We start from the raw sequence: 21,636 nt of genomic DNA, 5'->3' as shown, positions 1-21,636 counted from the left end.
CCCGAAGCTCGTTCCTTGCAGCCGCCGTCATCGTGCCAGCGCTCCCCCGCTCTGTCCGAAATAATGCACCCTGCCCGGCTCGCAGGATATCGCCACCATCGCGTCCGGCCTGATGTCCGGCTGGCCGCGCAGCAGCGCCCGCAGACGCGCCTGCCCGGCGGCGAGCGTCACGACGGTGTAGCCGCCGAGCGGCTCGACCTCGAACACTCGCGCCGGGCGGCCCGCGCCCCCCTCCGGCATTTCACCCGACCAAGTCCTGACCTTGATATCTTCCGGCCTGAGCCCGATCTCGACTGCATCGGCCGGCGCAGCCTTGTCCGCGATGCGGATTGTGCCTTCCGCCGCCTCCACGCCTTCCGCGCCGCGCACCGACTTCAATATGTTCATCATCGGCGAGCCGAGAAGCCGCGCCACATAGGTGCTGGCCGGTCGGTCATAGATCTCGGCCGGCGCGCCGACCTGTCTGATCTTGCCGTTCTCCAGAATGGCCATGCGGTCGGCGACCGACATCGCCTCTTCCTGGTCGTGCGTGACATAGATCAGCGTCTTGCCGAGCTCGCGCTGGATGCGCTTGAGCTCGACGCGCGTCTCCTCGCGCAGCCGGGCGTCGAGCGCCGAGATCGGATCATCCATCAGATAGGCAGCCGGATCACGCACCAGCGCGCGAGCGATCGCCACGCGCTGCCGCTCGCCGCCCGAAAGCTGCGCCGGCGGCTTGTGCAGGATATGGCCGATATGCAGCTTGGCCGCGACGTCGGCGACGCGTTTTTCGATCTCGGCTTCTGCCACCTTCCGCTCGACCAAAGGAAAACGGATGTTGTCGCGCGCGCTCATGTGCGGAAACAGCGCCAGGTTCTGAAACACCATGGCGACATTGCGCTCCGCCGGTGACACTGCGTTGACCGGCCTGCCGCCGATCAGGATCTCGCCTGTGTCCGGTGTCTCGAGCCCAAGCACCAGGCGCAGTATCGTCGACTTGCCCGACAGCGGCGGCCCGAAGAAGCAGAAGAACTCGTTGTCGTTGACCGTGAACGAGGCATCGTCGACGGCCAGTGTGGCACCATAGTGTTTCGTCACATTGCGGAAAACGACATCAGCCATCTCAACCTGCTCTCAACGCAAGGCCGGAAGCGGCGTCGAAGACGCGCACCGCCTCCGCCGCAGGCGCGACGACGGCTGTCTGCCCGATCGCCAGCCCGACATCATTGTCGAACACCGCCTTCACCGCTGTCTCGCCGTCGCCAAGATGGATGATGGTGCGAGCACCGATCCGCTCGACGAAACTCACCGGCATGGACAGGCCACGGCCGCCTTCCGCCAGCGTCACCTGCTCCGGTCGAAAGCCATAAAACACTTCGCCGCGCATCCGGCGTGCGGCATCGGCGATCTCGACCGGCAGCGGCGGCGTCGCCCCCAGCGGGCCGAGATCGACGACCATGCCACGGTCACTTTCCGCCGGCCTGCCCTTGAGCAGGTTCATGCCCGGCGCGCCGATGAAGCGGGCGACGAAGACATTGGCTGGATTGTTGTAGACCTCGAGTGGCGTGCCGACTTGCTGCAGCACGCCATGATCCATCACCGCGATGCGGTCGGCCATCGTCATCGCTTCGAGCTGGTCGTGGGTGACGTAGACCATGGTCTGCCGGAACTGCCGCTGCAACTGCTTCAGTTCGGTCCGCATCACTGCCCGGAAGGCGGCATCGACATTGGACAGCGGCTCGTCGAGCAGGAAGATCGCCGGCTCCATGATCGCCGAACGGCCGATCGCCACCCGCTGCAATATGTTGACCGACAGCCTGTCCGCCTTGCGGTCGAGCAGCGGCGTCAGGTGCAGCATCTCTGCAATGGCGCCGACACGGCGGTCGATCTCGGCCCTTGGTGCGCCGCGCATTTTCGGCCCGTAGGCGAGGTTCTGCCGCACGCTCATATGAGTGAAGATCGCATAGTTCTGGAAGACGAAGCCGACGCCGCGCCGCCCCATCGGCACGCCGGCCATGTCGCGCTCGCCAAACAGGATCTTGCCGCTGGTCGGCTCCTCCATGCCGGCGATCATGTTCATCGTCGTCGACTTGCCGCAGCCCGACGGTCCGAGCAGCGCCATGAACTCGCCGTCGGCAATGGCCAGGTCCATCGTCTTCAGCGCGGTGAAGTCGCCGAATTTCTTGACTAGGTTCTGCAGGTGGATGGTGCTCATGCCGCCACCTCGCGTACCCGAGCCATGCGTTTCATGGCAAACACCGCGACGATCGACAGCACGATCAATATGGCCAGCGCGATCGCCGCGACATAGCCCCAGATCAGGTCCTGGGTGGTGAGCTTGTAGATGTAAACGGAAATTGTTTCGGTAGCGACGCCGGGACCGCCGCCGGTCATGATGTAGAGCGTGTCGAATATCTTGAAGTTCTCGATCACCCTGATCGCGAGCGCGATGATGATGATCGTTTTCATCTTCGGCAGCACGATGGTGACGAAGCGCTGCCAGGGGTTGGCGCCGAGCAGCGTCGCCGCCTTGATCTGGTCCTCAGGCACGCCGACGAGGCCGGCGAGCAGGATCAGGAACATCAGCGGCGTCCACTGCCAGATGTCGGCGACCATCACCGCAATCAGCGCCAGCGTCGGGTCCGACAGCCAAGCGATGGTGACGGGAAAGCCTGACATCGCCGATAGGATGTCGTTGAGCGGGCCGCCCGACTGAAACAGCATGAAGAACATGTAGCCTGCCACCGCCGGCACTACCATCATCGGCATCAAGAGGATCGAGTAGAAGATCCGCTTGCCGGGAAACTCGTCGGCAAACAGCGTCGCGAGCGCGAGGCCCAGCAGGAACTCCGCCGGCACGCAGACGATCATGACGATGGCCGTGCGCTTCAGCGCACTCCAGAAGCGCGCATCGGCGGCAAGGTCGGTGTAGTTGGCGAAACTGTTCCACATCGACCAGGCGTTCCACCAGCCGAGGCCGGACAGCGGCGACCAGTCGGTGAGGCTGACATAGAGCTGCATCAGAAGCGGGAAGACGGCGATGAACAGCACCAGGATCTGCGCCGGCAGGGTCAGTCGGAACCCGAGCCGCGCTCCCTCGTCCGGCAACACCGGCTCTGCCCGGGCGGCATTCATGGCCTCCTCCGAAATTGTGGCCGTCACCGCGCTCATTGCTTGAGCGCCCCGAAGGTCAGCCCGCGCACCAGATGGCGCTGGATGGCGATGCCCATGATCACCGGCGGCACCGCCGCGATGAGACCGAGTGCGGCCTTGGCGCCGTAGAGCTGTCCGGTCATCGAGGAGGACAGCGAGGCCATGTAGACGGGGACCGTCACCCATTCGCGCGTCGTCAGAAGCAGCGCAATCAGATAGTCCGACCAGTTGAGGATGAAGACGAACAGCGCGGCACTGGCCAGCGGCGCCCGCATCATCGGCAGGGTGATGCGAGTGAAGACGCGCCACCGCGAACAGCCCTCGACCAGTGCTGCTTCCTCGATCTCGCGCGGCATGTCGTCGAAGAAGGTCTTCATCAGCCAGAAGGCGAAAGGCAGCGTGACGATGCCGTAGATCAGCGACAGCCCCCACCAGCTGTCGGTGAAATTGAGGAAGGCCCACATGATCATCACCGGGGTCATGACCGCCATCGGCGGAAACAGGCGAAGCTGGATCAGCGCCAGCGGCAGGTTCTGGCCCGAGCCGAAGCGCGACAGTCCGTAGGCCGCCGCGGTGCCCGCCGACATGGCGATTGCCGTGCCGAACGTGGCCGACAGCAGCGACGACAGGACCGGCTTCAAAGCGGTGCGATCGAGCGCGACAATCAGACTGTTGGTCGATTCACCGAAGACGAAGCGGAAATTGCTGAGTGTCGGGTTCTTCGGCCACCAGGTCAGGTCGGCCCCGGTCGCCGACCATTCGGCGATCGGCTTGAACGCCATCGACATCATCCACAGGATCGGCACCAGCGTCACCGCCATTGCCACGAAGATCGCGGCATAGCGGAATATCTCGAAAGGAACGGAACGCTTCATCTGTCGGCTTTGCTGGAGTCTTCGTTAGCGAGGGGAAGAGCAATCACTCCTCCCCTCTTTGGTAGGATCCTGGGAGGATCAGGCGATCGGATCGAGAACGGTGGGCCAAGCCTCCTTGTTGGTCTTGATGGCTTCGAGAAGTTTCTCCTCGCCGGTTCGGCGGGCAATCTTCTTCCACTCGGCCTCGGTGTCGGCCATCGCCTGCTCGGCCGTCTTGGCCTTGGTCAGCGCGGCGACGAGGTTCTCGTCCAGCGCGTTGTGGAAGGCGGTGGCGCCGGGATAGTTGATGCTCGGCACGGTTCGAGCGACCGTCTCGCGCACCACGTCCATGTGGTAGGCGTGATAGGTCTGGCGAACCAGCGGATCGGAGAAATCCGACAGCCGGAACGGATCGAAGTAGCCGCCCGGATTGGCGGTCATCCAGGCGTAGATGCGGCTTGAACCCAGCCACTGCAGGAACAGGTAGCAGGCCTCCGGGTTCTTGGCTTGCGAGGAAACCGACGCCGACAAATTGAGCCACAGCACCGAACGGCTGACCAGCTTGCCGTCGATCTCGCGACCGGGCGGCAGCATCGAGCCAATTTTGCCGGTGACCTGCGAATCCTTGTTGCCGGCATTGTCGAGGAATTTCGGCAGATTGGAGAAGGCGCAGGTCATGGCCGCACCGCCCTTGGCGAAATTGCCGTACTGCTCAGGCCAGCCCCACGAGATTGCATCCGGCGAATGGTGCGAAAGCGACGCAATGTACTCGTTGGTCGCCGCGATACCTTGCTCCGAATTGATCAACGGCCTGCCGGTATCGTCGAACAAGAACTGATTGGGCGAAGCCATTGAGACATAACGCTGATACCAGTTGGTGTAGCCCCAGCCCTGGTTGCGCAGATCTGTCGAGCCGAACAGGCCCTTGTCCGGGCGCTGGAAGAAGGCCGCGATCTCGTCATGCTGCTTCCAGGTCTTCGGCGCCGCCAGTTCATAGCCGTATTTGTCGGAGAAGGCCTTCTTCTCGTTTGCGTCGCCGAACAGATCGGTGCGGTAGACCCAGGTCTGGAAGTCGCCATCCAGCGACACGCCATAGGTCGAGCCGCGATACTGATTGAGCAGCGACACGCCCTTGGCGCCATTGACGTAGCCAAGCTCGGGATTGTCCCATTCCGGCTTGTACTGGGCGACGAAGTCGTCGAGCTTCAAGATGCCGCCGGTTTCGGCCAGGTCGCCAAGGCGGTTCCATTCGACCGCGTAGATGTCATAGGCACCACCCTTGGTGGAGATGTCCTGCATCGTCTTGGTGAATTCCTGGCCGTTCGGCACACCGACGATCTCGAGCGGAATACCGGTTTCCTTCTCCCAGAGATCCTTGATCGACGGCGCACCGGCAGGAAACGGCTGGGCCAGCTGGCCGATCGAACCGTCGGACAGGCCGAGCACGATCTTGGCCGGCGCCTTGCCGGCGCCCTTCATCGCCTTGGCCGCCTCGATGGCGCGGCCCTCCGGCGTATCTGGCCCGTACTGATAGCGCTCCGAGCCGTCGAAACCCGTCGGGCCACCGATCATGCCGGGCGCCAGGGCATCGGCCGCATAGGCACGGCTTGGGCGAATGAATTTCGGTGCAATACCTGCGGCGGCAACAAGGACGGCCGCCTTTCCACCGGACGCCAGCAAACGGCGCCGCGACATGCGGATCAAATTCGACATTGGAACTCCTCCCTCAGGGCCTTGTTCCTCCACGGCCCTTATGATGGATATTGACGGCACTATACGAAGGCTGTCAACATCATAAATAATCAAGACACCTCATAACATCTCAAGGGAGGGGAGAATGGCGTTTCTCGAGGCTCTCACACTGAAGCCGGTGCCTGAATTTGAGGGAACCAGGTGCACACCCGCCCGCTTTGGTCCGCTTCGGCGTTTTGGTCTAGCGCACCCGCTTGCGCATCGGCCGAGGCCGGCTACATCATTTCCCATCAGAATCGCGGGTGGCGATGAAGCCACCATCCGACATCGGACCCATGAAATGCGTGATCTCGATGCGCCCTTGGCGCATTTTGGAATGAGGTGATCGACAGTGCGGTCCACCCTGACAGACATAGCCCGGGAAGCCGGCGTTTCCGCCGCCACGGTCGACCGTGTGCTCAACAACCGCGCCGGGGTCAGGGCGCGCACCCGCGAGGTCGTGCTCGAAACAGCGCAACGGCTTGGCTATATCGCTGAAAATTCGAATAATCCGAGCTCGCGCAACGCGCAGCACGGCGAGGTCATACGGCTCGATTTCGCCCTGCCCGCCGGCACCAATTCCTTCATCAAGATGCTGCACCGCCAGATCGAGGCGCAGGCGCAGTCGCGGCCTGACCTTGACGTCCGCGTCGCCACGATCGAAGGCTTCAATCCGGACCGGCTCGCGCGTCTGTTGCAGGAATTGCACGGACAGACGCAAGGCGTCGGTGTGATCGCACTCGACCATCCGACGGTGCGCGAGGCGATCCGCTCGCTTTCTGCCAGCGGCGTCAAGGTCGTCACCATCGCTTCCGACATCCTGCATGTGCCGAGGGTCGCCTATATCGGCATCGACAACCGCGCCGCCGGCCGGCTCGCCGGCTATCTGCTCAATCGCTTCATGGGCGCCGATCGTCCGGGCAAGGTCGCGCTGTTTGCCGGCTCGCTCTCCTATCGCGGCCACGAAGAGCGCGAGATGGGGTTCCGCCACATCCTGACGGAAGAATCGCCCAACCTGCAGATCGTCGAGATGCGCGAGATGCTCGACGACCGGGAAAAGGCCTATTCAGAGGCCTCCGCCCTGCTGGACCGGCACCCGGACCTGGCCGCGATCTACAATGTCGGTGCCGGCAACACCGGCATTGCGCGCGCGCTGAGGGAACGCGGGCGTGCACTATCGACGGTTTTTCTCGGCCATGAGGTAACGGAAGGCACCAAGGAGCTTTTGCTCGACGGCACGCTCGACGCGGTCATCGACCAGAATCCGCGCGTCGAAGCCCGCGAAGCGCTCAACACCTTGACCCATGCGGTCAGGGGATTGCCTTACGAATTGCACCAGCCAAGGCTGCAGGTGATCTTCAGGGAAAGCATCCCGGAGATATGAACCAGTCGTGCAAGTGAGACCTGGTGTCCTTTGGATTCATGACGCTCGGGCGAAATGTTTGGGGCATAAGTAGGCTTGCCCGACCGCGTGTCGAGGCTTCTCGAGATGGCATGCCGGCCGGGCTCGACGACAGGCTGGCGCGCGCCATCCAGTCGGTCGCATGGCCGGCCGGTTCGGCATTCGGCTGGTTCGCGGCGGAAGCGACTGCCGCCAGGACGGTGCGCGAACACTGGCGCGGCACGCTGGCGCTCGGCCGCAGCGAAACATTTGCCGCAGCCTATTGGCGGCGCGGCGCGGCAGGACTGATGGCCGGCTAGATCGTGCTCACCGTCGCTTGAGCATCCTCGCCCAGGTCGATCGCGATCCGGTCGCCGGAGACAATGCCCGCTATCTCGCAAACGACCAGCGGCATGCTGATTTCGTAGAGGAATTCGGCAACGATGGCGCCCACAGCAAGGATTGGGTCTGGCCGCTCCAGGATAATCCCGGCCGGCGCCGTGCCCCTGCGGATCGCTTCGGCCAGAACTGAAGACGAGGACGACGACCCCCGCCCGCTTGGCATCACCAGGATCTTGCCGGCGACATTGCCGCCCAGATCCGGATGCGAATGGTCGATGATGTCGCCTGTTTCGACGTCTACCCCGCCCCAGAAGCTGAGTGCTTGCGACAGCACCAGCGCCGAGCCTTGCGCCTCGCCAGCGAGCTGAAACGTGCCGGTGCGTTCGACGAGGCCTGTTTCGACCGACCGCGTCATGGCGTGCCCCGCGCGACATGACCCACCGCTGCCGAACGGATGCAATCCTTCATGTCGGCGAAGGCGACGGACACGCCGATATTGCCGGGCGCGTAGTAGGCCCATTTACCGGAATTGGTCATCACCACGCCGTCGAGACGATCGAGGATATCGGTGACATAGGTGCAGGTATCGGCGACCGGAATCAGGCCGAACGCGTCCATGCCGGCCAGTGCGCCCTCGTCCTGAAGCCGCGTCAGCGTCGCGCGCCCGGTATTGACATAGATCGGGACGCCCCTGCCCGGCGCAACTTCGCGCAGCAGCGGCAACAGGCGCATCCATTCGTCGTACGAGAAATGCGGCGTGCCCAGTGACACGGCCACCAAAGACGCGCCGTCAGCGACGCTCGATAGCCTGGCCAGCGCTTGGCCGATGTCGGCGCGTGTGATGCGGATCGTCTCGTCTGGCGCCATGCCGTGAAACGCCTCTTCGAGCGTGTTCGCTTCCGGGGTGATACCCACCGCATGGAACAGCGCCACAGCGCCAGTCGTCGCGGCAGCCGCACCTAGCGCCTTAAGCTGGTCTTCGTCGCGTGGTTGCGGCAAGCCCGAGATCACCGGGATGCGATCGCCACTCACTTGCCCGACGATCAGCCCGACGCTGACGAACAGGCTGTCGCTCGGTTCCAGGTCAGGATTGATCAACTCGAACAGGACCTGCCCGCGCCGGTTTTCGGTGAGATGCAGCCCCCACACCGGGGCGCGCCCGGTCAAGGCGCAGCACAAATCGATGAAATCGCCATAGCGGTTGGTCCGCGCACCGATCACCGAATTGGCAAAGACGATGGCGTTGGATTCACCCCAGGCGATCTGCTCGCCAAATCCTGGCCGGAACCGCGTCTGATAGGGCGCGCAGGTGAAGGTCGCCTGGCAGCCGAGTTCCAGATGCGCCTTCATCAGGCGCCGCGCCGGCGCCTCTTGCGACGGCGGCATCTTCACTAGGGCGGGATGGATGAGATCGAACGAGCCTACATTCAGCGTCGTTGGCACCCGAACGCGGCCGCCGCCCTCGATCAGCCTTTCGACGAAATCGAGGCTGGCCTGACCGTGATAAAGGCAGCCGTCGATATGGGCACCGGCAATGTCCAGCAGCTTGCGCGCGCCGACCGCCTTCGCGAAGGCAACCAGAATCTTCATGGCGGCAGCCGCTGCCGAGCCTTGCTCGCCATGCAGCATCGACTGGTCGTCGGCCGTCAATTCCAGCATTATCGGCAAATTCCGAGCCCACACTATGCCCGACCAAGCACTCCCTGATTGCGGAGCGTCTGGCAAGACAGAGCTTCGGATCTCTTCTACTTCGCGGCGATCAGCGGACCAGACGTTCACGGCTCATCGCGAAGCAAGAGAGTCGCGAAGCAACGGTCGGAGAGCGAACGATCGCGGCAGAAACGAGGCTATTCCTTCTGGCGCACCCCGTCGACTGCCCCGTCGCCATCTGAGGAATAGGGCAGGATGCCGAAATCGCGCGACTTGGTCCCGTGCGCCGCAGTCAGGAAACCATCGGCTGTGAGGCCTCGCCTCAAAAGCTCCCGTACCGCGGCCGACCGGCTCGGCATGCGCTTGTCGAAGCGCCAGTTCTCCAACGCCGCCAGTTCATCGACGGTCAGCATGATCTGCAATCGTTCCGGGCGTTCCAGTTCGGACATCTCGGCCTCCAGTCATACCAGGCTAAAAGAGCTGAGTTAGTATGTTCCTAATTCTTTGTAGAGTTAGGTATGTTGGCAGAGTACGTCAAGATCTCCAGATGCGTGATCCGTGCAGAAATCCAATGAAGCGGATCAAGCATCAACTGCACAATCGACAAAATACGCTAACTATTTGATACTAAATAATTTTTCAAGATTTTCGCTTGTCAATCGCGGACTCTGGGCGCATGGTGAAAGCGAGGGATAAACCGCTCCTGAAAGGAAGGTTTTCCATGCGCTACAGATTTTCGGTTCGCCTGCATGACGACGTTAATTCCCGAGTTCGGTCTACATTGCAGTCCAGGATTGCCATCAATCTGACTGCTGTCGCCGAAGCCGTGCGACTGCAGAACCTCGCCGAGAATGTCGCGCGCGAAGACATCGAATGGCTCGTCATGCAAGCAGCCCAACTCCAAGGGGCGGCTATCGAGTTCGACGGCTTCACGGAAGCCGATCTGGCGGAGTTCGCGTGCCCCGAACTGATGCAAAGCAGTCCCGCAGTGGTCCGGGACGCCTTGGAAGGCGGGGTGGCCGTTTCGCCGGATCTTGGCCGTCAAACGCATTGAGCTATTGTGAGCCCCGCCCTGCTGCCGCCACGTGCAAGGCGGCAAAAAGCCCACCATTGGGATGGCGGGCTTTAGACTGGATACCGGCGCCGACATTGATGCCGGTGCCGACGCCAACCCCCGCGCCCGCAGCAATGCCGCTCGAACCGACGACCGTTGCGACCCTGGCACGACTAGCAGCACGACGGGTGCCATGAACTCCAATGCGGATGAAAACTGCCCTGCAACCCCCGCAAGGTGCTCAACCCGATGCGTCCAACAAGCCTGCCGGGACGGTTTCACCGACTGTCAACGACAACAATTGCAGTAAGTAGTTAGCCGCGACAACTGGGCTTACGATCGCGGGGGGCTTACGCTCGCGGGACCAGTTCTAGCTGGTCCCGCTGCCGACCACGGAACGGGGTGCAAGGAACGCCTGACGATAGGCCCGGCGGAACCGGGAGTCCGTGCCACGAATGTAGCATGCGCTGGATTTAAGATCCCGCGCTGGTCTTCAGTCTCAGCAGGATTTTCTTGCGGACTTGGTTGAATCAAATCCGCTCGAGTTCACGCTTTGCGTGGTCGCGCCTTGGGTTTGGTTTCCTCCTTGGCGGCCGGCTTAGGCTGGCGTGCTTTCGGCTTCGGTCGGCTGGCGGTCTCCGGCGTGGCGGTTTCTGCGTCGATTTCGGCGGTAGCCTGATCCCAATGCTGCTGATGCGCCCCGTCGGGCCTGCCTGCCTGTTCCCAGATCGCGTGTGCCCGCTGGCGAATCCGTTCCTGCCTGTCCGTCACTGTTGCCTCCGTCGGCTCGGTTCATGCGTAAGCAACGTTGTTCTAGCCGAAATTTCGAGCCGCGTCTTGAGCGGCAGGCAACACGGTTATTGAGCCTCTCTGTCACACAGGACAGCGACGCCGAGGAGCGCCGCCTTCTTGATGATCAGCCCTTCAAGATCGGCGTCCGAGCGCTCCGTTCCGGTGCGTTCGCGCAACAGTGCAATCGCTGCCTTCATCGACAGCAGGCCATCGCCTCGTTCAGCAAGCAGTTTGTCGACAGCTGCGGCCACGTTGGTCGGCTCGACATGCGGCAGCATGGGAATGGCTCCTTTCCTTGTTTCGAGGCGACTGCGGCAACTCCATCCCGATCGCTCGGGATGGAGTTCGATTCATAAGACCGTGACCTTTCCAAATCCGGTTCGCGGTTTGGGAACGCCGATCACTCGATGACCTGCACGATCCTGCGGGTGCCTGGGTCGACGAGCACGGTGCGATTGCCGACGACGACGTATCTGTACCGCACGTCGGGAACATCGATCGGTTGCAGCTCGACCGTATCGGGCAACGTGGAACCGATATTGAGCTCCACCCCCAGAAGATTGATCGACGCCAACGGGTGCTTGTGGACGTATTCGCGGATGACCGTCTGCTGTTCGGGCGTGACAATCACCTGGTCTGCGGTGGCCACGCCGACGCCGGCGAGCAACACCAATCCCGCCGCAGCAGGAACAAGGTGGATTTTCATCGTCTACTCCTGTTGTTAACGGGCCTCGCCTTTACGGTTGCGACGCGGCATTCCGGTCGAAGCGGCGGACCCTCTAGGCAAACGCCCACGCCACCTTGTTGTTCCGTAAGTCGCGGCTAATCGAACAGCGGTGAAGTGCCCGTGCGGCGGCGAATGGGCTGCGGTGGCCCGCGTCGCAAGACGCGGGCCGATCGGTTTCCCGATCAGCAGCGATACCGGAGGGGGTGATATCGGCTGCGTCCAAAATAACATTTAGGACAAGCTAATGTTCCTGAGCGAGGGCAACAATGCTGCCGGCTCAAGCGGCGCGGCGTTGCCGCCCATAGCAGCCCCTTGGTAGCCCCATGGCGGCCAATGGACGGGCTACTGCTTTGGCGGCTGTGGCGGCACCTCGCCGGGCTTGATCACGGGGGTCTTGCCATCATCCGGCGGTGGCGCCGCCATGCCCTGATCGCCCGTTGGCGGCGGCTTCAGCACACCATCGCATGGCTCGAGCGTATCGGACAAATTGTTGCCGGCCGGCTTCTGCTGCTCGCTCTTCTGGTCCTGCGGCTCGACCTTGCAGCGGTCGGATTGTGCCGGTTCGCCCGTCTGCGCGGCCGCCGGCATCGCCAGCACCAGCGCGCCTAGCATGTACGGCAAGAAAATGAGCGGTCTCATGTCGAGCTCCTTTCGCGCCAAGATCGTCTGACTTGTGAAGACAGGCGGGCGCGATTGGTTCCGTCGTGCGGCAATGCGCCAAGCCCGCAGTCGTCCGGGAACCGGCCGCGGGATTATGAGTTCAATCATGGAGACTTATGAGTTCAATCATTGAGTCAGTTCAAGGCCGCCGACATTATGGAGAACCAGCGATGGAACCGCGCAGGAAAGAACGAACCGACGACGAGACGGAGAGCCCGACCATCCAGCAGCAGGACTGGGATGCCATCCGGAGCGGGAGAATCCTCCCTGACGGCGTGCCGCAAAACGGCGACATCCGCTACGACGTCGAGAAAGACGGCGAACTGCCGGAGGAGGACGACGATAACGCTTACCAGGAAAGCGACGAGGCCTTGCCGGACGACACCGATGAACGCGCCATTTCGCGCGATCTCCAACGGGAAGGTGGTCCTTTCGACGAGGAATGAACCGCCGCCTTCCGCACTCTGCGTCGGCGGTCGGATGAAAAGCCCCTGCTTTCAATCCGGGAGGTCGAAGACCGGATCCTGGCAGCGATAGACCAGACATTGACCGTCACGCGTCCTGACATAAGCGGCGCCGGGCACCGCCGGCCAGTCGCATTCATTGCCGAATTGGCGGACGTATCGTAGGTGTTCTGGCCGGTGGTCAGCACCACCGAGCGATGCCTCTGGATCAGAAGCTGTGTCTGTTCGCAGGTCATCGCGCGGCTGTCCGGCCGGGCGTGGGCCGTCGCGGCAAACATGAGCGCCCCGGCTGTCAGAACTGCCGCTTCTGTCAGGACTCTGGCCGGCATGACACCATCTCCTGTGAAGCCTACTTCTGTGAAGCCTAACGCGCATCTTGGTTTCGCAAGCGCCGGAAGCCCTCGCGCAGAGGCAAGATCGTACAGAATGCGAGGGAAAATGCAAAAAAACCCGCCGCACCTTTCGGCGCGGCGGGCTCCAACTGAACGTCACTCTTTCGTCAGGCTTGGGCGGCTTACTCCTCCTTCACCGGCCCGAACCGGCGCACGATCACTTCGAAGACGATGTCTGAGATCCACATGGCCGAGACGCCGATGAGGAACGCCGCGGCGAGCGTCGTGGTGTCGTCGTCCGGAGAGGGGATGGGCAGGCCGGCAGCGCGGAAATGATGCACGACCGGCAGCGTCAGATAGGCCGCCGCCAGCGCGCCGCAAATCGGTGAGGCCACCATCTCGCGGACCTTGTAGCGGTGACGCGACAAGGCCCGCAAAATGCCGCCCGAAAGGCCGGCGACCAAGACCGGTGCCTTGATGCCTAGGACGTCGAGCAACTCGTGCATCATGGCGTCCACCCGCACCATCTGGCGCCCTGCCCGTTGAAGGCATTCATCTCGTCGAGCTCGGGCCGGGTCATGGCGGCGACGACGGAGGCGGACGGACGGCGCGGCTGGTTGTGGTCGCACCAGACCTGGCGTGGGTTGCCGGCCGGCGCGGTTGTCGTACAGCCGGCGAGCACCAGGCAGAGGATCAGCGCCTTGCCCATTTCCCAGCCTCCGCTCTGGCTGCCGCATCGGTCATGCCGGCGGCCTTGCGCCCTTCGGCGGCGGCCTCGCGGTTCATTTCGAGGCGGTCCTCGGCGGCCGCGACTTTTGCCTCGGCCTGTTTGACCGCCGCCTTATTCGCCCGGTTGATGCCGCCCGCAACGTAAAGGCCGATGCCGCCGACCACAGCAGCGAATACCGTCATGACGGCCTTGTTGCCGATGATGGCGCTGAGAATGGTGAGGAGCGCGGCCATCACAAATCCTCCGCGCGGCGGCGGCGAAGGAACTCGGTCAAAACGCCGTTGATCACAAGAAACCAGGGGAACCATTCCCCCGGTATAATCGGCGAAAGAACCTGCGGGTCGACATAGGTGACGATGGTCGCAATGATGCCGATGGCCGCCTGAAGCCGCGCCCAGAATATTGTTTCGCTGTCGCGGAAAAAGTTCTTGATCCGGGTCCACATGTCATTTCCTTCCGAATAGTTTCAGGATGGCTGTGATCAGTGCTGCCCAGAAGCCGGGCTTGCCGACAGGTACGGGAGGCGCGGCAGAGGGCGTGGCGGGCGGCTGTGGAACGGCAATTGGCTTCGCGGGCTCTGGCGGAGCTGCAGGCCGAAGGACAACCACCGATGACACCGGACCGGCAGACGGCCAGCGCGTGTCCTTGATGCGCGACCATTTGCGATAGGCCTCGGCAAGCCTGGTATCGTAGGCGTTCTTACGATAGCCGGCGCCGTTGTAACCCTTGGCGAATCCCGCCCAGTCATGATTGCGCAGATTGTCGTCGAGCCGCTTCTCGACGATGAAATCGATCGCCGCGCTGAGCTGCAGCGCCTCGTCCGCCATCATCGCCTCGACCATCGCCTGCACGGTAAGAAAGCCGGTCGCCTTGAAATTCTCGCCGAGAACCTGGCCCAGTCCCCACGAAGCGGATTTGAGCGCCGCGGTTTCGTCGATCGCACAAGCTGCCTTGAGCCGTGGGTAGCTATCCCTGGGATAGGGCTTCTCGCCCCACTTCGGATAGGCCAGGCCAGCGGCTGCCGCTTGCGCCCGCTTGGCGCCCGACAGATTGCGGTAGAAGACATGCGGTTCGAACAGGATGACCGGCCGGCCAACGGCGTCGAAGCCGTGCCCGCTGGTTTCAACATCGAGGAACGCGTGCATCTCGTCTTCGCCGACGCCGATCCGGGCGCCGAGTTTCGGCAAATCTATATCGTCGAGGCGCCTGGCGGCGCCCTTGAACGTCATTTCCATGGGCAGTCCTTTCCGCCCTTGTGGGCAGGGTTTTGAGGTTGAAAAACAGATGCGTCGCGGCAAAGTAGAATTGGGCGGCAGCGCGTGCCGATGTTGCGGCAGCAAGCAAGGTTGATGTTTTCGACCCGCCGTGTGAAATGGGCGCGGGATGGTGAACATGTCTGAAGATGAACAATCGGCTGCGGCGCGCTGGACGGTGAAATCCGAACTCCGCGCGGTCGGCCGCGACAAGCCGCTGCTGCTGGTGCTGGCGGCGATCCTCTGCCTCTATTGTGCGTTTATCGCCGGACCGATCGTCTACGCGGTGCTGGCCATCAACGGCATTGCAGATTTCTTCAAATGAAGCCGGTTCCGGCGATCTCGCTCCGTTCCGCCGCGCCGCGTCTATCGGCCCCGAAATTGCTTGACCTGGACGAAATTGCTTAGCCGGGATGAAACTGTTCCCGTCTATCGTTCGTAGCTTTAGGGGGTACGGGAGGACACGTGACGATAAGAATCAGGCTTCCGGGCGGGACCTTGAAGATCAAGAAAAGGGAAGAGCTGCGGCGCCGCGAGCAGAAGGGCGAGGTACCGGTTTGGCAGGTCGGCAATTACTTCGTCATCTGGTGGCCGAGCGGCATGTCCGATCGCCCATCCTCGCCCAAAAAATCCTCGCCCAAGAAATAACCCGCGCATCCGACGATCTCGGCTGGGCACTGACGCCTCCGTGCGGGATCAGGAACCGCCTTGCGCGCCCAACCTCCGACGGCCGCTCAACTAGTCCCAGAAATAGTCAGGAGGCAGGCATTGACTCTTCCGCCACGGAAGGTCTCTGGTGCTGCATTGCACAATGGGGCGGCGGAATCGATGGCGGTGCGTATCAGGATGCCTGGCGGCACGCTGAAGGTGAAGGTGTACCGCGAATTGCGCGACCGCGAGCGCGCCCGCCGCATCCCCGTCGTCAAGATCGGCCGGGTTTATTTCACCTGGTGGTCGAACCGGCAAAGCGCCGTCAATGATCAGCCGCTGGGCTGACCCACCTGACGCTCGCGGCCTGGCGAGGCGCCTCCCCACCAGGCTCTGCCTTCCGGCCCAAGAAAAGTTGATGAAGCCGCTGTTGACTCTTCCGTAACGGACGGTCTCTATTACCGCATTGCACATCATTGCTGCGCTGCACAACGGGAGTTGGACCGATGACGGTGCGTATCAAGTTGCCGGGCGGCACCTTGAAATTGAAGACCTATCGCGAATTGCGAACCCGCGAACGCGACCGCCGCGTGCCTGTGATGAGGATGGGCTCGCTGTATTTTGTCTGGTGGTCGAAAAGCCAGGACCCGCACCAGAAGCCGCAGGACAGCTGACGGTAGCCGCTGCGCCGGCGGATCTGGGTCCGCGTCAGCGATGAACCCTAGCCGAAATACTGTCTCCCCAAGGATTTCTGGTCGAGTTGCCGTGCCATGTTGGTGCGCTCGAGCGGCTCCCGATTCTTCTACCGCCTTTCGGCGATTTTCAAACGGCGTCTAGACTGGCGGACGCGGTCGTCTCACAAGCTTGCAAACCGCCGCCGCTTGTCGCAATAGCTAGGCCGTAAGGAGACGCATGGATGATGGAGGCGGACCTGTCTATTGCGAACAGCCAATTTCGGTTGTCGGTTCAGTTCGCCGACGAGCCACTAATCCCACGTGCAATTATTGATACGGACCTCGAAGACGCGGCGCGGGCATTCTTGGAAGGGGTATCTGAACACCAACATTGGAAGCATTTCAGATTCTTCGAGCGATCGCAGCTTTTCGCTGAGAGGGCGCGAAAATCGCGCTTCGGCTGTAACTGATATGCCATTCGTTCCACCATTCCTCTACCGCCTAGCCGGCATCAACTCCGGCCCCGCAACAAAGCTAAGTTTGCGGAGCGTCCGCAGTTTGCGACGGGGCAAGCATGCGATCGGCGAAGAATGCATCATCAACGGCGTCTTTTCCTTCGATCGCGCCGATGCAAAGATCACCGTTGGAAAAAGATCCTATATCGGCAAGAGCCACCTCGTCGCGGCTGAGAGGATCGAAATCGGCGATGACGTGATCATAAGTTGGGGCACCACAGTGGTCGATCACAACTCACACGCGACAGGTTGGCAAGACCGCAAGGAAGATGTCGCCGACTGGCATCAGGGAAAAAAGAACTGGTCAAAGATCACCATCGCGCCAGTCAAGATTGAAGACAGCGTCTTTATCGGCTTCAACGTCATCATTCTTAAGGGCGTAACGATCGGCAAGGGATCGGTCGTTGGTGCGGGGTCTGTCGTCACAAAAGACGTGCCGCCCTTTAGTATGGTCGGCGGTAATCCTGCAAAGCAGATCGGTGGCGCTGCTACCACATCAGCGATTTGAGCACAGAGCTCCGGCCATGTAGGCCATCCAGCGCATCGCCATGTTGGGTGCGAACCTGAGAAATTCGGTCCGCAGCCTGTGTTTCACCCATCCTTTTGTCGTGCCAGCCAGATGCTGTTCATAGGCGAGGTCGTGAACAAAGACCTTTAGTCGTTCGACCTTTAGCCCAGACGTTGTGAGCAGGTTTTCAAACGTCTGGGTCGTGTAGAAGTTGATATGCCCATACGGACCCGACATCCGAATGGCTTTGCTGAGATCTCGCGTATGCTCCAAAGGCACTTCGACATAGAGCTTCTTGCAGACCCTTGCCGCCTCTGCCAAGAACATCCGCTCGTGCTCGACATGCTCGACGACGTGAATGGCAAGACCTAGATCAAACGACTTGTCGGGATGGGGGATGTGATAGCCGTCGAAGATGTCGAGGCTGGCCAGGTTGATTATTTTTCTGGCCTTGATCGCCTCGACGCCGCTGGTCGATATCTCGACGGCGCCAAGGGTCTTCCCGAGGCCCTTCTTGCTCAACTTGTCCAGCACCGCACCTTCACCGGCGCCGATGTCGAGTATCTTGTCGAAGGACTGCCCGTGAACGATCGCTTCGATGTGCCCGATCGACTGATTTGATGCGATTTCCCGTTTTGCGGCTACTTTTCCATCGGCGTAGTAGTCGTCATAAATCGCGATAATGCTGCCGGCATGAGCCATGGAACAATCCTCCAAGGACGCGCCCCCGCCGACGTAATGCTGCCATTGCCCGCGAATGGCGTCTAGTGCGGACTAGGCGCCGCCCAGCCAGACTGCAACGAGACCCTCGACATCTCCGTCAGGCGCCGGGATTTCCCGGCCGTGCGTCGGATCGCTTGGCTTCGCGACCATAATCATCGCGCCCACCACCAGCCATTCCTCGCCCTCCTCGAGCTCGGTGACGATTTCGCCCTTATGCTGAATAGCGAATGCCATTGCTTTATCCCCTTTCCGCGACTTGTTCGATGAAGCGCAGCGCATTGCCGTCATGGCCGGCATCGTTGAAATGCAAGCCCTCTTGATAGTTTCCCGAATTGATGTAGTCGAAGCCGTCGATCGGGATGGTCAGCACATTGCGCGATCGATAGGTCTGACGGATTGCGCCAAGGGCGGCATCATAGGTCCGACCGCCCGTGTAGCTTGCATCCCATGCGGCTGACGGCCGCGTCGGCGGCATCACAATGATACGCGGTGCAGCTGCCGCCTCCAGCGTGTTGATGATTGTTGCGATGTTTGCCGATATCGTGGCCGGTGGCGTGCCAAAGCTGTCGTTGATGCCGAGCGCCAGAACCGGCACGATCTTGCCGCCGGCATACCCGCATTGAGCGGCGGCCGACGTAAGACGCGCGGTGTTGAACGACGAGAAGGCATAGCTGCCGTGTGCCGCGCGCAAGGTGCGCAGGCGCGGACGCGAGCCGGCCGCCTTGAGGCCAAGCCGGATAAGCCCGGTAATTTCGACAGGACCGCCGACTGCCGTAAGCGTGTAATTGCCGCTTGCCGCTTGCCCGGTCAGGGACGGCCCAGAATATTGATCCAGCAGGAGTGCCCCGGCGCAATTGACGGTCTTGTAGGCAGCACCGCCATTGAACGCAAAGGCAAGGGAGCCTTGGCCGGCGTCCTGTGTATAGTGCACGTCGACCTGTTCATAGGCGCCGGTGAACGCCACAGACGCGCCTGCCGCCAAGATGATGCTCTCGCCGATCGGCCCGCGCGATCCTGTCGACACGCTGCCGGCGACTGTCACGCCATAGAAGGTCGGAACATAGGTAGAGCTTGGCCGCAAAGCAGTCATGCCCGGCTCGTCAGCCGCAATGCCGAGATTGGCGAAACTGGTGACCAGGTGGAACCAGTGTTTCGCCCCATCGCTGGCAAGCGCCCAATGGCCGATGCTATCGGCGATCAGGCAAAGCACGTCGTTGTTGGCGATATGCTCAGCCATTTTCGCGCGGAAGCCGTCATACAGATTTTGCAAAGATGGCCGGCGCGGAATGAAGAAGCGCTTGCCGCCGACCACCGGCTTGCCCGGCCCCCAGAAGCCGTCGCCAGATGCAGGAATGGCCGTCAGGGCAAAGCTTCCGGGCGGCACATAGGGATTGGGATGAGCGGCAGCCGCCGACGCAAACAGCGCGGTCGCGTCAACGACGCCGTTCGTATCGGCGCCAGCCAGCAGGTTCATGCCGGTATTGCTAGCGCCGCCGGCCAAGGCCCGGTCGGCATCGGCGAGCAGACCGGTCTTGATCGTAAAGCGAACCTCATATCGATGCTGGGCGGACGATGCTACGGTCGCGCCATTCGACAGCGCGCCTGCCTTGATCCATGCCGGAATGCCTTGCGGGTTGACGCTGTTTTGAAACTTGTAGGCGCCGCCGCTGATTGCCGGATACTTGCCGGCGGGGATCGGGATACCCAGCGGGATATGAGCGACGCCGTTGATCAACGTCACAGCATAGGTGCTTAGGACGTTGACGACCAACCCGCCGAGGTAATCGACGACGTGGATGAATGCTTGACCGGCGGCAGCGCCCGCGCCGACGTCGACTGCGGTAATGTACCCATCGGCCGGCGCTGGCGTCTGCATGATGGCGCTGTAGCTGCCCGGAACGTCCGGCCCCGTATTGACCAGCGCCGGCCACCCGATTTCCTGACTAAGCCCGACAGCGGAAACGAGACCGTTTGCCGTGGTATAGGCTGCGCGCGCTTTGACGGCAACTTCACCGCTAAAGGTTGCGTTCCATTGTGGACCATTTACCGCGCCTATGGTCTTGGCAGTATGCGAGGTCGGAACCGCCGCTGTGAACCACTCGACTTCACCGTTCGGAATTGCCCCGGCAGTATAGTACCAGCTGCCAGCACCAGTGCGCTGGACGCCCATGACGCTGCCGGCCGGCTTCAGGATCGCGAGCCCCGAAACAACTGACGACGGGCCGGCTGGAACGGATATCGTTTGCTCGGAAACCAGGCTAAGCGTCCCGTCGCCCTCGAGGTGGGCGAAGACAATATGGGCTGTCCCCGGCACGGCGCCAAATCCAAGCTCCAAGGTCGACAGATATTCATCGGCCGCCGACACCGATCCAGGCCAGAAATAGACGCTGTCGTTGGTAATCAGCGTGCCGCCGACAGAACCAGTGATCGGAACCGGCCCAACGACCCGCGAGCTGATCAGGGCAATTTCCGCCGGTGACGCACGAATGCCCGTATCGACGGCAATCGGGCCTGTCCCGACGCTGTAAAGCCCCATAATGCCGATGCTGACAGTGGTCCAGAAGTACTCGCCGACATCGACATTCCTGCCCAGCACCACCATCGCGGCGGCGCCGGCCAGCCCTGCCGAAGCCGCAAAGCTGAACGTCGGCGCCACTGTGTAGGAGCCCGGCACCGTGATCAGTATCTGCGTCAGCGCTCCGCCCGCCACCACGAAGCGGCCGGCAGCACCCGAACCGGTCCCGCCGGCAAACGCCAGGTCGAACGTGCCGTTGGCGCCGCCCGAGCCTGCCGTGATCGCGCCATTGCCGACGACGCCGAAGCCGATTGCCGCAGCAGTCGTCGGGAAGATGCCCTTGCCGTAGAGCGAAGCGTCGCGTGCAGCCTGAGCGCTGATGACTGCCGCCGCGGCTGCGACGGCATCGGAATTGGTAGCAGCCCGGTCGGCAGTGGTTTGTCCGGCATTCGCGGCGGAAGCGGCGGCACTGGCGGATGCCTGGCCGGCGCTGGCCTCGGCGGCATCCTTCAGCGCCTGGGTTTCATCGCGCAGCGCTTCGATCTCATCGATCGCGTCCGCGATGTCGGGCGGAACGGAGGCGGCGACCGTGATGACATCGGTGCCGATAGCCGGCTCGTCGGCCGTAAACTCAAAGACGCGGTCGGCGTTGGCGGTGCCGATCTGGGTGTGAACGGTCGTGCCCTTCTGCAGGGTCCGAGTAGTGCGGGCGTCGGCGGCACGGAACCAGTCGCCTTCGCTCGCCGTGTAGATGCCGTTCTGCGTCGGGTCGGCCTGGTCCTTGACCAGCACGCGGTCGCCGGCCTGCGCCGGCACGGCGTCGATCGTCTGCAGGCCGTGCAGGAGGATGTTGGCCGTGGTTGCGAGGCGCACGGGTTCGCGTCCGCCGGTCAGGAGACGAACGGCGGCAGTTGCAGGTCGGGACATGAGGTCGCTCCATAAAAAAAGCCC

The 21,636-nt window shown here is 62.3% G+C and carries 29 protein-coding genes; 9 read left to right on the top strand and 20 right to left on the bottom strand.

What is annotated here, in order from left to right; translation table 11 throughout:
• Positions 1-27: 27 nt before the first annotated feature.
• The 5 genes from NKJ94_RS08175 to NKJ94_RS08155 all read right to left on the bottom strand — a co-directional run bounded on the left by NKJ94_RS08175 (position 28) and on the right by NKJ94_RS08155 (position 5,699).
• On the bottom strand, positions 28-1,101 hold the full coding sequence (locus NKJ94_RS08175; protein WP_352524170.1) for an ABC transporter ATP-binding protein: 1,074 nt from the start codon (positions 1,099-1,101) through the stop codon (positions 28-30).
• A gap of 1 nt (position 1,102) precedes the next feature.
• Positions 1,103-2,194, bottom strand: a complete 1,092-nt coding sequence (locus tag NKJ94_RS08170; protein ID WP_352524169.1) for an ABC transporter ATP-binding protein — start codon at positions 2,192-2,194, stop codon at positions 1,103-1,105.
• Positions 2,191-3,150 (bottom strand): carbohydrate ABC transporter permease, encoded by a 960-nt coding sequence (locus NKJ94_RS08165; protein WP_352524167.1) that lies wholly within the window; start codon positions 3,148-3,150, stop codon positions 2,191-2,193. The genes NKJ94_RS08170 and NKJ94_RS08165 overlap by 4 nt, the downstream gene beginning before the upstream one ends.
• Positions 3,147-4,007, bottom strand: coding sequence for a carbohydrate ABC transporter permease (locus tag NKJ94_RS08160; protein WP_352524166.1), 861 nt, complete (start codon positions 4,005-4,007; stop codon positions 3,147-3,149). Before NKJ94_RS08160 ends, NKJ94_RS08165 begins: the two co-directional genes overlap by 4 nt.
• Positions 4,008-4,085: 78 nt before the next feature.
• Positions 4,086-5,699: an extracellular solute-binding protein gene (locus NKJ94_RS08155; protein ID WP_352524165.1), complete on the bottom strand. Its 1,614-nt coding sequence runs from the start codon at positions 5,697-5,699 to the stop codon at positions 4,086-4,088.
• A gap of 370 nt (positions 5,700-6,069) precedes the next feature.
• On the opposite strand from NKJ94_RS08155, the gene NKJ94_RS08150 reads away from it, so the two are divergent.
• Together NKJ94_RS08150 and NKJ94_RS08145 are read left to right on the top strand one after the other, a co-directional pair.
• Positions 6,070-7,101 (top strand): LacI family DNA-binding transcriptional regulator, encoded by a 1,032-nt coding sequence (locus NKJ94_RS08150; protein ID WP_352524164.1) that lies wholly within the window; start codon positions 6,070-6,072, stop codon positions 7,099-7,101.
• Between the two features lie 110 nt (positions 7,102-7,211).
• Positions 7,212-7,418, top strand: coding sequence for an SIP domain-containing protein (locus NKJ94_RS08145; RefSeq protein WP_352524163.1), 207 nt, complete (start codon positions 7,212-7,214; stop codon positions 7,416-7,418).
• On the opposite strand, the gene NKJ94_RS08140 is transcribed toward NKJ94_RS08145, so the two are convergent.
• The 3 genes from NKJ94_RS08140 to NKJ94_RS08130 form a co-directional block, all read right to left on the bottom strand.
• Complete coding sequence (locus tag NKJ94_RS08140) at positions 7,415-7,855, bottom strand: aconitase X swivel domain-containing protein (protein WP_352524162.1); 441 nt, start codon at positions 7,853-7,855, stop codon at positions 7,415-7,417. The two genes, NKJ94_RS08145 and NKJ94_RS08140, sit on opposite strands and share 4 nt — an antisense overlap.
• Positions 7,852-9,102, bottom strand: coding sequence for an aconitase X (locus NKJ94_RS08135; protein WP_352524213.1), 1,251 nt, complete (start codon positions 9,100-9,102; stop codon positions 7,852-7,854). The genes NKJ94_RS08140 and NKJ94_RS08135 overlap by 4 nt, the downstream gene beginning before the upstream one ends.
• Before the next feature lie 185 nt (positions 9,103-9,287).
• On the bottom strand, positions 9,288-9,539 hold the full coding sequence (locus NKJ94_RS08130) for a hypothetical protein (RefSeq protein WP_352524161.1): 252 nt from the start codon (positions 9,537-9,539) through the stop codon (positions 9,288-9,290).
• A gap of 227 nt (positions 9,540-9,766) precedes the next feature.
• Here NKJ94_RS08130 and NKJ94_RS08125 point away from each other — a divergent pair, with 227 nt between their 5' ends.
• Positions 9,767-10,144 (top strand): hypothetical protein, encoded by a 378-nt coding sequence (locus NKJ94_RS08125; protein WP_352524159.1) that lies wholly within the window; start codon positions 9,767-9,769, stop codon positions 10,142-10,144.
• A gap of 546 nt (positions 10,145-10,690) precedes the next feature.
• On the opposite strand, the gene NKJ94_RS08120 is transcribed toward NKJ94_RS08125, so the two are convergent.
• The 4 genes from NKJ94_RS08120 to NKJ94_RS08105 all read right to left on the bottom strand — a co-directional run bounded on the left by NKJ94_RS08120 (position 10,691) and on the right by NKJ94_RS08105 (position 12,302).
• Entirely contained in the window at positions 10,691-10,915 is a 225-nt protein-coding gene (locus NKJ94_RS08120; protein ID WP_352524158.1) for a DUF2934 domain-containing protein, read from the bottom strand.
• An 86-nt stretch (positions 10,916-11,001) separates the two neighbouring features.
• Positions 11,002-11,214, bottom strand: a complete 213-nt coding sequence (locus NKJ94_RS08115; protein ID WP_352524156.1) for a hypothetical protein — start codon at positions 11,212-11,214, stop codon at positions 11,002-11,004.
• Positions 11,215-11,336: 122 nt separating this feature from the next.
• On the bottom strand, positions 11,337-11,642 hold the full coding sequence (locus NKJ94_RS08110; protein ID WP_352524154.1) for a DUF1236 domain-containing protein: 306 nt from the start codon (positions 11,640-11,642) through the stop codon (positions 11,337-11,339).
• Positions 11,643-12,005: 363 nt separating this feature from the next.
• On the bottom strand, positions 12,006-12,302 hold the full coding sequence (locus NKJ94_RS08105) for a hypothetical protein (RefSeq protein WP_352524153.1): 297 nt from the start codon (positions 12,300-12,302) through the stop codon (positions 12,006-12,008).
• Between the two features lie 191 nt (positions 12,303-12,493).
• Here NKJ94_RS08105 and NKJ94_RS08100 point away from each other — a divergent pair, with 191 nt between their 5' ends.
• Entirely contained in the window at positions 12,494-12,769 is a 276-nt protein-coding gene (locus NKJ94_RS08100) for a hypothetical protein (protein WP_352524152.1), read from the top strand.
• 532 nt (positions 12,770-13,301) lie between these two features.
• Here the strand turns inward: NKJ94_RS08100 and NKJ94_RS08095 are convergent.
• Genes NKJ94_RS08095 through NKJ94_RS08075 form a run of 5 tightly spaced genes read right to left on the bottom strand, consistent with a single transcriptional unit; the run spans position 13,302 to position 15,084 of the window.
• Positions 13,302-13,625, bottom strand: a complete 324-nt coding sequence (locus tag NKJ94_RS08095) for a hypothetical protein (RefSeq protein ID WP_352524212.1) — start codon at positions 13,623-13,625, stop codon at positions 13,302-13,304.
• Positions 13,625-13,828, bottom strand: coding sequence for a hypothetical protein (locus NKJ94_RS08090; protein ID WP_352524151.1), 204 nt, complete (start codon positions 13,826-13,828; stop codon positions 13,625-13,627). Before NKJ94_RS08090 ends, NKJ94_RS08095 begins: the two co-directional genes overlap by 1 nt.
• Positions 13,813-14,082 carry a hypothetical protein gene (locus NKJ94_RS08085; protein ID WP_352524150.1) on the bottom strand — a complete coding sequence of 90 codons (270 nt, stop codon included), beginning with the start codon at positions 14,080-14,082 and terminating at the stop codon, positions 13,813-13,815. Before NKJ94_RS08085 ends, NKJ94_RS08090 begins: the two co-directional genes overlap by 16 nt.
• Positions 14,082-14,294: a hypothetical protein gene (locus NKJ94_RS08080; RefSeq protein WP_352524149.1), complete on the bottom strand. Its 213-nt coding sequence runs from the start codon at positions 14,292-14,294 to the stop codon at positions 14,082-14,084. Before NKJ94_RS08080 ends, NKJ94_RS08085 begins: the two co-directional genes overlap by 1 nt.
• Position 14,295: 1 nt before the next feature.
• Positions 14,296-15,084, bottom strand: a complete 789-nt coding sequence (locus NKJ94_RS08075) for an N-acetylmuramidase family protein (RefSeq protein WP_352524148.1) — start codon at positions 15,082-15,084, stop codon at positions 14,296-14,298.
• Between the two features lie 157 nt (positions 15,085-15,241).
• Between NKJ94_RS08075 and NKJ94_RS08070 the strand changes: the two genes are divergently transcribed.
• The 5 genes from NKJ94_RS08070 (at position 15,242) to NKJ94_RS08050 (ending at position 17,447) form a co-directional block, all read left to right on the top strand.
• Entirely contained in the window at positions 15,242-15,427 is a 186-nt protein-coding gene (locus NKJ94_RS08070; protein WP_352524147.1) for a hypothetical protein, read from the top strand.
• Positions 15,428-15,600: 173 nt separating this feature from the next.
• Entirely contained in the window at positions 15,601-15,750 is a 150-nt protein-coding gene (locus NKJ94_RS08065; protein WP_352524146.1) for a hypothetical protein, read from the top strand.
• Positions 15,751-15,870: 120 nt separating this feature from the next.
• On the top strand, positions 15,871-16,098 hold the full coding sequence (locus NKJ94_RS08060) for a hypothetical protein (RefSeq protein WP_352524145.1): 228 nt from the start codon (positions 15,871-15,873) through the stop codon (positions 16,096-16,098).
• 158 nt (positions 16,099-16,256) lie between these two features.
• Positions 16,257-16,424: a hypothetical protein gene (locus NKJ94_RS08055; protein ID WP_352524144.1), complete on the top strand. Its 168-nt coding sequence runs from the start codon at positions 16,257-16,259 to the stop codon at positions 16,422-16,424.
• 321 nt (positions 16,425-16,745) lie between these two features.
• Positions 16,746-17,447 (top strand): acyltransferase, encoded by a 702-nt coding sequence (locus NKJ94_RS08050; RefSeq protein ID WP_352524143.1) that lies wholly within the window; start codon positions 16,746-16,748, stop codon positions 17,445-17,447.
• Here the strand turns inward: NKJ94_RS08050 and NKJ94_RS08045 are convergent.
• The 3 genes from NKJ94_RS08045 to NKJ94_RS08035 form a co-directional block, all read right to left on the bottom strand.
• On the bottom strand, positions 17,436-18,149 hold the full coding sequence (locus tag NKJ94_RS08045; RefSeq protein ID WP_352524142.1) for a class I SAM-dependent methyltransferase: 714 nt from the start codon (positions 18,147-18,149) through the stop codon (positions 17,436-17,438). The two genes, NKJ94_RS08050 and NKJ94_RS08045, sit on opposite strands and share 12 nt — an antisense overlap.
• 72 nt (positions 18,150-18,221) lie before the next feature.
• Positions 18,222-18,404: a hypothetical protein gene (locus NKJ94_RS08040; RefSeq protein WP_352524140.1), complete on the bottom strand. Its 183-nt coding sequence runs from the start codon at positions 18,402-18,404 to the stop codon at positions 18,222-18,224.
• 4 nt (positions 18,405-18,408) lie between these two features.
• Positions 18,409-21,612, bottom strand: a complete 3,204-nt coding sequence (locus tag NKJ94_RS08035) for an SGNH/GDSL hydrolase family protein (protein WP_352524139.1) — start codon at positions 21,610-21,612, stop codon at positions 18,409-18,411.
• Between the last annotated feature and the right edge of the window lie 24 nt (positions 21,613-21,636).

This window comes from Mesorhizobium sp. M0060, assembly GCF_040323155.1.
Taxonomy (GTDB): domain Bacteria; phylum Pseudomonadota; class Alphaproteobacteria; order Rhizobiales; family Rhizobiaceae; genus Mesorhizobium.
This window is presented reverse-complemented; position numbering and strand designations above follow the sequence as displayed.

Coding starts and splice junctions, on each gene's coding strand:
- NKJ94_RS08175 (WP_352524170.1), bottom strand. CDS start 1,101: ATGGCTGATGTCGTTTTCCGCAATGTGACGAAACACTATGGTGCCACA.
- NKJ94_RS08170 (WP_352524169.1), bottom strand. CDS start 2,194: ATGAGCACCATCCACCTGCAGAACCTAGTCAAGAAATTCGGCGACTTC.
- NKJ94_RS08165 (WP_352524167.1), bottom strand. CDS start 3,150: ATGAGCGCGGTGACGGCCACAATTTCGGAGGAGGCCATGAATGCCGCC.
- NKJ94_RS08160 (WP_352524166.1), bottom strand. CDS start 4,007: ATGAAGCGTTCCGTTCCTTTCGAGATATTCCGCTATGCCGCGATCTTC.
- NKJ94_RS08155 (WP_352524165.1), bottom strand. CDS start 5,699: ATGTCGAATTTGATCCGCATGTCGCGGCGCCGTTTGCTGGCGTCCGGT.
- NKJ94_RS08145 (WP_352524163.1), top strand. CDS start 7,212: ATGCCGGCCGGGCTCGACGACAGGCTGGCGCGCGCCATCCAGTCGGTC.
- NKJ94_RS08140 (WP_352524162.1), bottom strand. CDS start 7,855: ATGACGCGGTCGGTCGAAACAGGCCTCGTCGAACGCACCGGCACGTTT.
- NKJ94_RS08130 (WP_352524161.1), bottom strand. CDS start 9,539: ATGTCCGAACTGGAACGCCCGGAACGATTGCAGATCATGCTGACCGTC.
- NKJ94_RS08125 (WP_352524159.1), top strand. CDS start 9,767: ATGGTGAAAGCGAGGGATAAACCGCTCCTGAAAGGAAGGTTTTCCATG.
- NKJ94_RS08115 (WP_352524156.1), bottom strand. CDS start 11,214: ATGCTGCCGCATGTCGAGCCGACCAACGTGGCCGCAGCTGTCGACAAA.
- NKJ94_RS08110 (WP_352524154.1), bottom strand. CDS start 11,642: ATGAAAATCCACCTTGTTCCTGCTGCGGCGGGATTGGTGTTGCTCGCC.
- NKJ94_RS08105 (WP_352524153.1), bottom strand. CDS start 12,302: ATGAGACCGCTCATTTTCTTGCCGTACATGCTAGGCGCGCTGGTGCTG.
- NKJ94_RS08100 (WP_352524152.1), top strand. CDS start 12,494: ATGGAACCGCGCAGGAAAGAACGAACCGACGACGAGACGGAGAGCCCG.
- NKJ94_RS08095 (WP_352524212.1), bottom strand. CDS start 13,625: ATGCACGAGTTGCTCGACGTCCTAGGCATCAAGGCACCGGTCTTGGTC.
- NKJ94_RS08090 (WP_352524151.1), bottom strand. CDS start 13,828: ATGGGCAAGGCGCTGATCCTCTGCCTGGTGCTCGCCGGCTGTACGACA.
- NKJ94_RS08085 (WP_352524150.1), bottom strand. CDS start 14,082: ATGGCCGCGCTCCTCACCATTCTCAGCGCCATCATCGGCAACAAGGCC.
- NKJ94_RS08080 (WP_352524149.1), bottom strand. CDS start 14,294: ATGTGGACCCGGATCAAGAACTTTTTCCGCGACAGCGAAACAATATTC.
- NKJ94_RS08075 (WP_352524148.1), bottom strand. CDS start 15,084: ATGGAAATGACGTTCAAGGGCGCCGCCAGGCGCCTCGACGATATAGAT.
- NKJ94_RS08070 (WP_352524147.1), top strand. CDS start 15,242: ATGTCTGAAGATGAACAATCGGCTGCGGCGCGCTGGACGGTGAAATCC.
- NKJ94_RS08055 (WP_352524144.1), top strand. CDS start 16,257: ATGACGGTGCGTATCAAGTTGCCGGGCGGCACCTTGAAATTGAAGACC.
- NKJ94_RS08045 (WP_352524142.1), bottom strand. CDS start 18,149: ATGGCTCATGCCGGCAGCATTATCGCGATTTATGACGACTACTACGCC.
- NKJ94_RS08040 (WP_352524140.1), bottom strand. CDS start 18,404: ATGGCATTCGCTATTCAGCATAAGGGCGAAATCGTCACCGAGCTCGAG.
- NKJ94_RS08035 (WP_352524139.1), bottom strand. CDS start 21,612: ATGTCCCGACCTGCAACTGCCGCCGTTCGTCTCCTGACCGGCGGACGC.